The organism is Ruegeria sp. O5 (assembly GCF_056535105.1).
The window spans coordinates 90,143-101,910 of sequence record NZ_JBQERN010000002.1; the positions used below are offsets into that span (position 1 = coordinate 90,143).

Here is an 11,768-nt window from a genome sequence, read left to right on the forward strand (position 1 = left end):
CCACCAGCCTTGCCGGAAATCATGTTTGAATCAAGCCTGATGCGCTGTTGCCCGGCTTTTACAACACAAGTGTTACCGTCGACCAACCTGACGGCAGATCAGGATTACCGGCAGCAGGCCGACCGCCAGAATGACCAGCGACGGCACGGCGGCGCCCTCAAGCCTCTCATCCGAGGCAAGCCTGTACGCCTGTACGGCCAGTGTGTCGAAGTTGAACGGGCGCATGATCAGGGTGGCAGGCAATTCCTTCATCACGTCCACAAAGACGATCAACAGCGCGGTCAGCAGCGACGGCGTTAAAATGGGCAGGTGAACGCGCCGCAATGTCCCCAGCGGAGTTTGCCCCAACGACCGGGCCGCGGCATCCATATTGGCATGAACCGTGCTTTGACCCCCCTCATATGCGCTGAGCGCAGCGGCAAGGAATCGCACCATATAAGCGGCGACCAGCAGCCAGATTGAACCGGTAACCAACAACCCAGTCGACACATCGAATGTCTGCCGCATCCAGGCATCCAGCGCGTTGTCAAAGCTGGCGAAAGGTACAATCAAGCCGACTGCGATGACGCCACCGGGCACGGCATATCCCAGCCGCGCCATGTAGGCCGTCGCCGACGACGCGCGCCCGGGTCTCAGACGTTGAAAGAACCCGACACAGATCGCCGCAAAGACAGTGACGACCGCGGCCGTGCCAGCAAGGGTCAGCGAGTTCTGGATGAAACCGATATAGCGCCGCGACAGCAGGTTCTGTTCCGATTCCAAACCCATCTCGACCAGTATGATAACGGGCAGTAGAAACCCGAAGATAACGGGTATCGTACATAACAAGAATGCCGCGACGGCGCGAAGACCGGTCAGATGTTCCGCCGGTTGGGCAGCATGTTTCTTTCCGGCCTGATAGTATTTTGCCTTGCCGCGTTGGGTGCGCTCGGCCACAGCCATGATCAGCGCAAAGACAAGCAGGCACCAGGCCAGCTGCGCCGCCGCCGCTCGGTCGGCCATGGAGAACCAGCTGGTGTAAATCCCGGTCGCAAAGGTCTGCACACCGAAATAAGACACGGTTCCGAAATCGGCGATGGTTTCCATGATGGCCAGTAACACACCACCGGCGATTGCCGGGCGCGCCATCGGCAGCGAGACGCGCCGAAACGCCAGCCATGGATTGTTGCCCAGCGCCCGAGCAGCCAGAAACGCCGAAGCACTTTGTTGCAGGAACGCAGCCCTCGCCAGCAGGTAGACATAAGGGTACAGCACCAGAATCAGCATCACCGCAGCGCCCCCGGTCGACCGGATTTCAGGGAACCAATAGTCGCGCGGCCCCCAACCCGTTACATCCCGCAAAGTGCTTTGAACGATACCCGGATGATCCAGAATAAAGGTGTACGCATAGGCAAGCACATATGCCGGAAAAGCCAAGGGCAAGACCAGCGCGATCTCAAGGATCCTGACACCGGGAAAGCGGGTCATCGTCACCAGCCAGGCAGCGCCCGTGCCGATACTGAACGTACCCGCCGCGACCAGCACCACAAGGATCAGGGTCGTCACAGTATAGCTGGGCAGCACCGTTTCCATCAGGTGCGAGATCGTATCTGTCCCGCCCGTCACTGCCGCCAGAACCACGGCCACCATGGGCAACAGGCATGCGGCAGCCACAAGATAGGCAACTGCGGCCAACAGCCGTGTGCCGCGTACACCGCGATTGCGTGATCCGTTTTCTGAATAGTCGATCTGGGCCATTATCCCGGCTTTTGATTGGCAAAGGCTTAGGGTACGCCTTTAATCGACCAAAATGCTCGGAAACACCAGTGCGTCGGTCAACAAATCTGCGGCACAAACTGCCGCAGACCTGTTATTCACCACTATTCGTAGACGCGCTGATCCTCGATCACCAACCCGTCTTTGGGCAGCGAGCCGGGGGCCACGACTTCGATTGCGCCTTTCAGTTTCAGCACTTCGGCCACCGATCTGGCATATGCCGTATCATCCCCGCCTGTGCTTTCGATCTGGACAGTCATCGAATCCATCTCGCCCTGACGGGTGGCGATGACACGAGCCTTGACGATTTCCTCATGCTTGTCGACCAAAGCGGCAACCTGTTCCGGACGCACGAACATACCTTTGATCTTGGTCGTCTGATCTGCACGCCCCATCCAACCTTTGATCCGGGTGTTCGTGCGACCGCAGGGGGAAATCCCCGGCATCACGGCGGAAAGGTCGCCCGTCGCAAAGCGGATCAGCGGGTAATCGGGGTTGAGAGAGGTCACCACGACCTCACCCACCTCACCCGGTGCCACCGGAGTTCCGGTTCCAGGTGTCACAATCTCGACAATCACGTGCTCGTCGATGATCATCCCGTCGATCGCGGCGCTTTCATAAGCAATATTGCCCAGATCCGCTGTCGCGTAACATTGCAGGCACGAGATACCCCGGTCAGCATATTCCTGTCGCAGAGACGGGAACAAGGCCCCACCGCCAACGGCGGCTTTCGAGAAATGCAGTGAAACGCCCATCTCGTCGGCTTTGTCCAGAATGACCTTCAGGTAATCCGGCGTGCCTGCATAGGCCGTACAGCCAACGTCGCGGGCGGCAGTCACCTGCAACTCGGTTTGTCCGGTTCCTGCGGGCAGAACAGCCGCGCCGACAGCCCGTGCGCCATTTTCAAAGATCATACCGGCTGGGGTTAGGTGATACCCAAAACAGTTCTGGACAATGTCCCCTGCGCCAACACCCGCGGCATTCAGGAAACGGCCCATGCGCCACCAGTCGTGATCAGTGCTGCCCGGCTCATAGATCGGTCCCGGCGACTGGAACACATGATGGAAATGCCGCGCCGGTTTCACTGTAAATCCACCAAACGGGGGGCGTTTGGCCTGTGCTCTGGTCAGATCCGATTTCCGCAGAACCGGCAATGTCGGCAAATCTTCAACTGATTTTATCTTATTAGTGTCTAATTCTGACAGATGCGACGCAAATCCAGGGGCCGACATCGCGCGTTTGATCTGCTCCACTAGTGCCTTGGCCTGGTCCGAGGCGCGTTCGTCTGCCGAGCGTGTTTCGAGTGCGTCGAAATAGGTCATAGCCATATCCTCCATCCGCTCACAGCCACCTTTTGCGACGACGATAGGACCGCACATCGCGAAAGCTTTTGCGGCCTTCGTCGGACATGCCCAGGTAAAACTCTTTCACATCCGGGTTTTCGCGCAGGTCGGCTGCCGGGCCATCCATCACGACACGCCCGGATTCAAGAATGTAACCGTAGTGTGCAAAGCGCAGGGCGACGTTGGTGTTCTGCTCTGCCAGCAGAAAGGACACACCCTCTTTTTCGTTGAGGTCCTTCACGATACTGAAAATCTCTTCGACCAGCTGCGGAGCAAGACCCATTGAGGGTTCGTCCAGCAAAATCGTCTCGGGCCGCGACATCAAGGCCCGCCCCATGGCAACCATCTGTTGTTCCCCACCCGAAGTATAGCCTGCCTGCGACCGGCGGCGTTCCTTGAGCCGGGGAAAATATGCGTAAACCATCTCAAGATCCCGCTGGACCGCAGCCGCCCCGTCTTTGCGGGTGTAGGCGCCGGTCAGCAAGTTTTCTTCGACGGTCAGGTGCTCGAAACAATGGCGGCCTTCCATCACCTGAATGACACCCTTTTCAACCAGATCGGCCGGATCGCTTTCATGCACGTTCTGGCCGCGATACTTGATCGAACCTTTGGTGACTTCTCCGCGTTCGGAATGCAGCAGGTTCGATACGGCCTTGAGCGTGGTTGTCTTGCCCGCGCCATTGCCGCCCAGCAACGCTGTGATGCCGCCCTTTGGAACGCTCAGGCTGACGCCTTTCAACACGAGGATCACGTGGTTGTAGATCACCTCGATATTATTGACCTCAAGCAGGGTTTCCGCCTGCACGTCAGTGGTTTGTGCCGCATCCAGCATCAGCGCGTTTCCTCATGCCTGCCCGTTCCGGGGCTGTTCGTGAGGAGCGGCAGGTGACCCGCCGCTCCGGTTGTCTGAACGCCCCGGATCACATCCGTGGCGCAACATGCCTTACTCGCAACGTGGCGAGATGCTGTTTTCGGTTGCGTAGGCACCGGAATCTTCATCGATCAACGCGCCGATAACTTCGGCATCTGTCGGTTTGAAGTCCTGTACCGGGTTCCAGGCGCCAGTCGCCGCATCCCACTGCACAACACCGACAAGGCCGGGGCCGCCGTGGTTTTCGCAGGAGACCGAGAATTCAGGGCCGAATCCGGACATGCCAAGCGCTTCCATCTTGGCGTTGGTCATTTCCAGTGCTTCCATGCCGTCGCGCATCATCGACGCGTCGATATCAGCGGTTCCGTGCATCGCCTGCGCCGTTTTCACAGCCTCGGCTGCCAGCATGGCGGCGTAAAGACCACGGTTGTACTGAACTGTACCCAGCTGATCGCCGGCACCCGCAGCCTTGCCCGAGTCAACAACGTACTTTTTCAGGTCGTCATAGACAGGATAGTCCATGCCAAGGCCGGTAAAGGTCAGCGCCTTGTAACCGGTCGCTTTTTCGCCAGCAGGCTGAACATCGAATTCCGCGCCAGACCACCAGACACCGATGAAGTTTTCCATCGGGAAACGGATGTTGGCCGCTTCCTGAACCGCAACCTGGTTCATTACGCCCCAGCCCCACATGATGACATAGTCAGGCTTTTCGCGGCGAATTTGCAGCCATTGCGACTTCTGCTCCTGGCCCGGGTGATCTACCGGCAGCAAGGATAGCTCATACCCATGCTTTTCAGCCAGAGTTTCCAGCGTCCGGATCGGTTCCTTGCCGTAAGCAGAGTTGTGATAGACCAGCGCAATCTTCTTGCCGCTCAGGTCACCGCCATTTTCATCCAGCAGATAGTTGATCGCACCGGACGCACCGTTCCAATAGTTGGCCGGATAGTTGAACACGTGGCTGAATACTTTGCCGTTCGCAGCCGAGGTCCGGCCATACCCCATCGTGTGCAGCGGAATGCCGTCTGCGGTCACTTTGGGGATCAGCTGATAGGTGATACCGGTCGACAGCGGCTGATACACCAGCGCGCCTTCACCTTTGGTGGATTCATAGCATTCCACGCCTTTTTCGGTGTTATACCCGGTTTCGCATTCGATCACGTTTGCTGGTACACCGCCGATGCCACCGTCCCGCTCGTTCAGAAGCGTGAAATAGTCGGCGTAACCGTCCGCGAATGGAATACCACCGGCCGCATAGGGCCCGGTTCGATAGCTGAGCGACGGGAACACAAGATCCGCCATCGCGGGTCCTGCCGCCATCAGGGCGCTCAGCGCCACGGTTGCCAGTTTCTTGTTCATCGGGTGTCTCCTCCCTTGATTGATCCGATATTGAGTTCGGGCTTGATCACCCGTCTTTATGATTGGGCCAGCCCTCAATGCGGGAACGGCCAGAGTCTGAGTTTCTCTTTCGCCACGCGCCACAACTGTGCCAGACCGTGGGGTTCCAGGATCAGGAACATGATGATCAGCGCGCCCACGATCACCAGCTGAAGATGGGCAACGATATCGGTCGGCCAACCCAGAAGATCGACGCCAACCAGTTTGAGCAGAACCGGCAGAAGCACGAGGAAGGCCGCCCCGGCAAAAGACCCGAAAATCGAGCCTAATCCGCCGATAATCACCATAAACAGCACCAGGAATGACTTCTGAATGCCGAATGCTTCGCCCACCTCGACCGCGCCGAGATAGACGGCAAAGAACAAGGCCCCTGCGATGCCCACAAAGAACGAGCTGACAGCGAAAGCGCTTATCTTGGCTTTCAACGGGTTCACCCCGATGATTTCGGCGGCGATATCCATGTCGCGGATCGCCATCCATGTCCGCCCGGTCGTGCCGCGGGTCAGGTTGCGCGCAATAATCGCGCTGAAGGTCAGGAAGATCAGGCAGAACAGGTAGGTCGCCCAGGCCGGGGCGTTCGGGCCCGAGATGATGATGCCGAACACGTCACGCTCGGGCGCGTTGATCTGACCCGAGGCCGAGTAGTTGTAAAACCACGGCACCCGGTTGAAGAGCCAGACCAGAAAGAACTGTGCCGCAAGCGTGGCCACCGCCAGATAGAACCCCTTGATCCGCAGGGAAGGCAGGCCGAACAAGACGCCTACAATCGCTGTGATACCACCAGCCAACAGGACATGAATGAACATGCTGACATCTGGAAATGCGGTCATCAACTTGTAGCAGGCATAAGCACCCACCGCCATGAAACCGCCTGTACCAAGGCTGACCTGCCCGCAATAGCCCACGAGTATGTTCAATCCGATCGCCGCGATGGCATAGATCAGAAAGGGCAGCAGCAGGGCGTTTGCCCAATAGTCGTTGATGATGAACGGAATGATCCCGAACGCCACCGCCAGAACGACATAGTACCGGTACCGGTCGAACTTGATCGGGAAAGTCTGGCTGTCATCCACGTAGGAGGTTTTGAAATCTCCGGCCTCACGATAGAACATCTGTTACTTTCCCCATTCTTCCTGCGCCCGGTTTCGGGTCGCGGCGTCCAGCTGGCTGGACCCTTTGGCATATCCGCTCGCCTCAGAGGCGCGCACCAGTTTCAGGTAGGCCAGAACACCCATGATCAGACCGGCAAAGGCCAGGATCGCGGCAATCGTCAACTGGCTGTCAGTCAGGTCATTCGAGGTCAGCGCGATATAGCCAAAGGCCCAGAACCCCGCCCATGCGATTACGTTGATGATGGCGATCAGCTTGGTCATGCGTTACACCCTCTCGATGATCTTCTCGCCGAACAGACCCTGCGGTCTAAACACCAGGAAGATCAGCGCCAGCACATAGGCGAACCAGTTCTCGGTCGCACCGCCGACCAGCGGGCCAACCGAGAATTCGAACAGCTTCTCGCCCACACCGATGATCAGTCCGCCGACGATGGCACCGGGGATCGAAGTGAACCCGCCCAGCATCAACACCGGCAGCGCCTTGAGTGCGATCAGCGACAGCGAGAACTGCACGCCCGATTTGGTGCCCCACATGATCCCCGCGACCAGCGCCACGAACCCGGCCACCGACCAGACCATGACCCAGATGAAGTTGAGCGAGATCCCGACCGAAAGTGCCGCCTGATGGTCATCCGCCACAGCGCGCATGGCCCGCCCCTGCTTTGTGTACTGGCTGAAGGCCACCAGCGCCGCCACCAGAAGCGCCGCAATCACGGTTGCCACGATGTCGAGGTTGTCGATGAAGAAGCCATAGCCGAAGATGTTAAAGGTTACCTCGTCGATCCACAGGTTGATGCCCTGCGGCAGACCCACATCCAGCGTCTTGATCTCGGAGCCCCACATCAGGTCGGCCACACCTTCAAGGAAATAGGCCAGACCGATCGTGGCCATGAACAGGATGATCGGCTCCTGCCCAACCAGATGCCGCATGACAAAGCGCTGCACACACCAGGCCAGCAGAACCATCACGCCCATTGTCAGGATGATCGCCAGCAGGGCGGGGATGGTCCAGCCGAAGTTATAGACATGTGTGCCGAAGGTCGCGTTGATCAAATGCGCGAAAGGCACTTGCCCGTTCATAATCCCGACCAGTGTCATCGCCGCAAACAGGGCCATAACCCCTTGCGCGTAATTGAAAATTCCCGACGCCTTGTAGATCAGCACAAAACCCAGCGCGACCAGCGCATAAAGCACCCCGGCCATCAGACCGTTAAGGATGACCTCCGTGGCAAAGATTAACTGCTCAGGCATATGTGCCTCCCCGGATATCTGCTTTGGTCTCAGTCATGGCTGACCCCCAGATAGGCGTCGATGACTTCCTGATTGTTGCGCACCTCGTCGGGTGTACCGTCACCAATCTTCTTGCCGTAATCCATCACGACCACGCGGTCGCTCAGGTCCATCACCACGCCCATATCGTGTTCGATCAGGGCGATGGTGGTGCCGAATTCGTCATTCACGTCGAGGATAAAGCGGCTCATGTCCTCTTTCTCTTCGACATTCATGCCCGCCATCGGTTCATCCAGCAGCAAGAGCTTTGGCTCTGCTGCCAGTGCGCGAGCCAGTTCGACGCGTTTTTTCAGGCCATAAGGCAAGCGCGCAACGGGCGTCTTGCGGATGTGCTGGATTTCAAGGAAATCGATGATCTTCTCGACCGCCTCACGGTTTTCAACCTCTTCCGCCTCGGCCTTTCCCTTCCACCACGCCTGCTGGAGGATATTGGTCTTCATGTAACCCAATCGTCCGGTCATGACGTTGTCCAGAACACTCATGCCTTCGAACAAGGCGATGTTCTGGAACGTCCGCGCGATCCCCTGCTGCGCCACCTCAAAGGGGCGCATGGGCGGGCGTTTTGATCCGTGGAACCAGACCTCGCCCTCCTGCGGGACATAGAACCCCGAGATAACGTTCAGCATCGACGATTTCCCGGCCCCGTTCGGCCCGATGATGGCGCGAATCTCACCCTCGCGAATATCGAACGAGATATCCTTGATGGCCACGACGCCGCCAAAGCGCAGGGTGATGTTCTTCATCTCCATCACCACGCCGCCGATCTTGCGACCGTCTTCGGTGACATATCCTATGGAGTCCTTCATTACCCTATCCTCCGATCGCTACTGCTCGGATTACGTAGAAACAATCCCGAGAAAATCTCAGGCCGCCGGGGAAAGTGGACCTTTCGCAGGTCGAGAAAACTACTTCGTGATCTGTGGCAAGCGATGCACCGGTATCTTCCCTGAACCGAACGAGGGGCGGTCGCACTTTCCGATACCGGATTCGGCCAAATGAAACACAGCCTTGGGATTGAGTATTGTCACCCAGCCATCGAACTCTATTCTCATTGCACAGCCCCGACGCGACCCGAAGTTGGTTTGAACGGCGTGCCGAAAATCTTCCTTTTTCCGAGTTCCAGCAACAGGAATTTCGACAGAATTCGCACCGAACCGTTCTTCGTCCCACCATATATTGTAGAGATTTGTTAGTTTTTTGACCACATCTGCGTTTATTGACACCTGAGGGTTGGTTAGTACTGTGCAGCCTCGCCTCAACTGCTCGACCGTCTGTCCGCCGAAAACTTCTTCCCTCACGACGAATGCCTGGTCCTTTGAATACCACAGACGACGGGAGCCTCGGACATCGTAATCGAGTTCGGTGTCTGAATTTGACGTGAGCCCGACATTGTTGAACTGAGATGATGTCGCGATGCTCTTCCAGCAACGCCGGATCAGGTCTTCCCAGACCAAATAGTATTCTGGAAGAGCTCCGATAACTTCCGAAGTTTGGCTGTTGCGTAAGATCAGCGTAGGAGCGTTTTCGCCCTCCGAATTGAACGATAACTGAACGTTCCGCGCGTTGAGTTTCGCAATTTGTGCGGCGCCAGTGCCCGGGGCAACCGATGCCTCGCTTTCCTCTGCTTTGCTTACCACTAATTCTCTGCTTGAATTCGCAGTGGGTGGCCGAGATGTGACTCCGAAGCTCAATAGCCCCAGAGAACTCACAATCATCAGTAGGCCAATGATCAAAATCACACGGGGAAGCACTTTGACAAAAACCTCTTAAGAATTTCTCTCTTAAGACAGTAACTTCAAGCAAACTACCGCGAAAGGCGAGTGGGGAATTCAAGACTATCGGCGGGGATATTAAGTTCCGACTACGCATTATCATTCCGCTGCCACCTTGTGCTGCGCAACCGGTACAACTGGCGCATCCACGATTTTCAGCGTCGCGCTGATCGATCCCTTGCGCCCATCTTCATAGGTCACTTCGGTCGTGGTTGACACGCTTTCGGAACCGTCATAAAGCGCCGCGATGATGTCGTGGAACTTCTCTTCGACAAACCCGCGCCGCACTTTCCGGGTGCGCGTCATCTCACCATCATCAGCGTCCAGTTCCTTGTGCAGCACGACAAAGCGATGCACCTGGCAACCGGACAGCATTTCATCAGCTGCTACCGATTTGTTGACCTCTTCCACATGCGCCTTGATCGTCTCTAACACACGCGGATGGCCCGCCAGTTCCTGATAGGAGGCATAGGCCACGTTGTTACGTTCCGCCCAGTTGCCGACCGCTGTCAGGTCAATATTGATGAAGGCCACGCAGCGGTCCTTGCCGTTTCCGAACAGAACGACCTCGAGAATATCGGGGTAGAATTTCAGCTTGTTCTCGACATATTTCGGCGCAAACATGGACCCGTCGGCCATTTTGCCCACGTCCTTGGCGCGGTCGATGATCCGCAGATGGCCGCTGCTTTCCTCGATGAACCCGGCATCACCCGTTGCCACCCAGCCTTCGGCATCTTTGGTCGATGCCGTGGAATCCGGGTTGTTGTAATATTCGACAAACACGCCGGGTGAGCGGTAATGGATCTCGCCCTTGTCGTCGATCCTGATCTCGACATCCGGCGCGGGCACGCCAACCGTGTCGGCCCGAACCTCGCCATCCGGCTGTACGGTGATGAACACGGTTGCTTCGGTCTGGCCATAAAGCTGTTTCAGGTTGATGCCCAAAGATCTATAGAAATCAAAGATTTCCGGTCCGATCGCTTCACCCGCTGTATAGCCAACCCGGAACCGGCCATAACCCAGCGTATCCTTGAGCGGCCCATAGACCAACAGGTTACCCAGCGCGTATTTCATCCGGTCGCCAAAGCCGACGGGTTTGCCATCCAGCAACTTGCCACCCACCTTTTTGGCATGCGCCATGAAGTGATGGAACATGCGCTGCTTCAGCTTGCTCGCATCCTCCATCCGGATCATTACATTGGTCAGCTGGCTTTCAAACACGCGCGGCGGGGCGAAGAAATAGGTCGGCCCGATTTCGCGCAGATCGGTCATCATCGTGTCGGCGCTTTCCGGGCAGTTCACGCAGAACCCGCACCAATAGGCCTGACCGATGGAAAAGATGAAATCCCCGACCCATGCCATCGGAAGGTAGGAAAGGATATCTTCATCGCGGGTCAAATGGTCGAAGATCGCTGAATTCTTGGCGCTTTCGATCACGTTGCGGTTCGACAGAACCACCCCCTTGGGCTTGCCCGTTGTACCCGAGGTATAGAGCATGACGCAGGTGTCGTTATAGGTGATCTCAGAGATGCGCTTGTCCAGCTCTGCATCAAACCGCTGATGTCCTGCCTGACCTTCGGCCATAAGGTCTTCCAGCGCGTTCATCTGGCTGTGGTCGTATTTCCGCATCCCCCGCTTGTCGGTGTAGAGGATGTGCTTGATCTGGTGCACTTTTTCCTGAATCTCGATGACCTTGTCGACCTGTTCCTGATCACCGCAGACGACGTATTTCGCGCCGCAATGTTCCATCACATAGGTCATCTCTTCGGCGACTGCGTCCTGATACAGAGGCACCGGAATTGCACCGACCATCTGTGCCGCGACCATGGTCCAGTAATGCGCTGGCCGGTTGCGTCCGATCACGGCAATGTGGTCACCGCGCTCAACGCCAATTTCAAGAAATCCAAGGGCGAGCGCGCGAATTTCCTTGGCCGCTTCAGCCCAGGTCCAGCATTGCCAGATCCCAAATTCTTTTTCCCGATAGGCCGGGGCATCCCCGAACTGGGTCGCGTTGCGATGTAGAAGCGCCGGAAGGGAGTGCAACCCTTCGGCGCCCGACTGCGTCTGAGCCAATCTTTTTCTCCTCCCCATCCGGCCTCCTCAAAGCCGGAAATGGCGGATCCGGGAAAGCCCCCGGATGCCAGTGCCCCGATTTGGAACACTCGCACGATCAGCGTCAACTTTTTCCTGATGTTTTCTCAATTCTTACGAATTGTAACAGGTGCAGAGG

Annotated in this window: 10 protein-coding genes; all 10 read right to left on the minus strand. The window is 57.2% G+C overall.

What is annotated here, in order from left to right:
• Positions 1-72: 72 nt before the first annotated feature.
• Positions 73-1,737: an ABC transporter permease gene (locus ACR0M3_RS05005; protein ID WP_480831950.1), complete on the minus strand. Its 1,665-nt coding sequence runs from the start codon at positions 1,735-1,737 to the stop codon at positions 73-75.
• A gap of 122 nt (positions 1,738-1,859) precedes the next feature.
• A complete protein-coding gene (locus tag ACR0M3_RS05010; RefSeq protein ID WP_480909882.1) occupies positions 1,860-3,077 on the minus strand; it encodes a phenylacetate--CoA ligase family protein in 1,218 nt (405 codons plus the stop codon).
• 19 nt (positions 3,078-3,096) lie between these two features.
• The gene (locus ACR0M3_RS05015; RefSeq protein WP_480482435.1) at positions 3,097-3,930 is read right to left on the minus strand and encodes an ABC transporter ATP-binding protein; all 834 of its coding nucleotides are present in this window, start codon (positions 3,928-3,930) and stop codon (positions 3,097-3,099) included.
• 111 nt (positions 3,931-4,041) lie between these two features.
• On the minus strand, positions 4,042-5,325 hold the full coding sequence (locus tag ACR0M3_RS05020) for an ABC transporter substrate-binding protein (protein ID WP_480474335.1): 1,284 nt from the start codon (positions 5,323-5,325) through the stop codon (positions 4,042-4,044).
• A 74-nt stretch (positions 5,326-5,399) separates the two neighbouring features.
• Positions 5,400-6,476, minus strand: coding sequence for a branched-chain amino acid ABC transporter permease (locus ACR0M3_RS05025; protein WP_480482437.1), 1,077 nt, complete (start codon positions 6,474-6,476; stop codon positions 5,400-5,402).
• A 3-nt stretch (positions 6,477-6,479) separates the two neighbouring features.
• Entirely contained in the window at positions 6,480-6,737 is a 258-nt protein-coding gene (locus tag ACR0M3_RS05030; protein WP_209506939.1) for a hypothetical protein, read from the minus strand.
• Between the two features lie 3 nt (positions 6,738-6,740).
• Entirely contained in the window at positions 6,741-7,727 is a 987-nt protein-coding gene (locus ACR0M3_RS05035; protein ID WP_480559236.1) for a branched-chain amino acid ABC transporter permease, read from the minus strand.
• A gap of 29 nt (positions 7,728-7,756) precedes the next feature.
• Positions 7,757-8,572, minus strand: coding sequence for an ABC transporter ATP-binding protein (locus ACR0M3_RS05040; RefSeq protein WP_480909883.1), 816 nt, complete (start codon positions 8,570-8,572; stop codon positions 7,757-7,759).
• Positions 8,573-8,671: 99 nt separating this feature from the next.
• Positions 8,672-9,403 carry a hypothetical protein gene (locus ACR0M3_RS05045; RefSeq protein ID WP_480773069.1) on the minus strand — a complete coding sequence of 244 codons (732 nt, stop codon included), beginning with the start codon at positions 9,401-9,403 and terminating at the stop codon, positions 8,672-8,674.
• Between the two features lie 234 nt (positions 9,404-9,637).
• Positions 9,638-11,611 carry an AMP-binding protein gene (locus ACR0M3_RS05050; protein WP_480909884.1) on the minus strand — a complete coding sequence of 658 codons (1,974 nt, stop codon included), beginning with the start codon at positions 11,609-11,611 and terminating at the stop codon, positions 9,638-9,640.
• Between the last annotated feature and the right edge of the window lie 157 nt (positions 11,612-11,768).

What these genes read in the sequence shown, in the direction of transcription:
- ACR0M3_RS05030 (WP_209506939.1), bottom strand. Translation starts at nt 6,737, where the DNA reads ATGACCAAGCTGATCGCCATCATCAACGTAATCGCATGGGCGGGGTTC.
- ACR0M3_RS05025 (WP_480482437.1), bottom strand. Translation starts at nt 6,476, where the DNA reads ATGTTCTATCGTGAGGCCGGAGATTTCAAAACCTCCTACGTGGATGAC.
- ACR0M3_RS05005 (WP_480831950.1), bottom strand. Translation starts at nt 1,737, where the DNA reads ATGGCCCAGATCGACTATTCAGAAAACGGATCACGCAATCGCGGTGTA.
- ACR0M3_RS05015 (WP_480482435.1), bottom strand. Translation starts at nt 3,930, where the DNA reads ATGCTGGATGCGGCACAAACCACTGACGTGCAGGCGGAAACCCTGCTT.
- ACR0M3_RS05035 (WP_480559236.1), bottom strand. Translation starts at nt 7,727, where the DNA reads ATGCCTGAGCAGTTAATCTTTGCCACGGAGGTCATCCTTAACGGTCTG.
- ACR0M3_RS05020 (WP_480474335.1), bottom strand. Translation starts at nt 5,325, where the DNA reads ATGAACAAGAAACTGGCAACCGTGGCGCTGAGCGCCCTGATGGCGGCA.
- ACR0M3_RS05040 (WP_480909883.1), bottom strand. Translation starts at nt 8,572, where the DNA reads ATGAAGGACTCCATAGGATATGTCACCGAAGACGGTCGCAAGATCGGC.
- ACR0M3_RS05010 (WP_480909882.1), bottom strand. Translation starts at nt 3,077, where the DNA reads ATGACCTATTTCGACGCACTCGAAACACGCTCGGCAGACGAACGCGCC.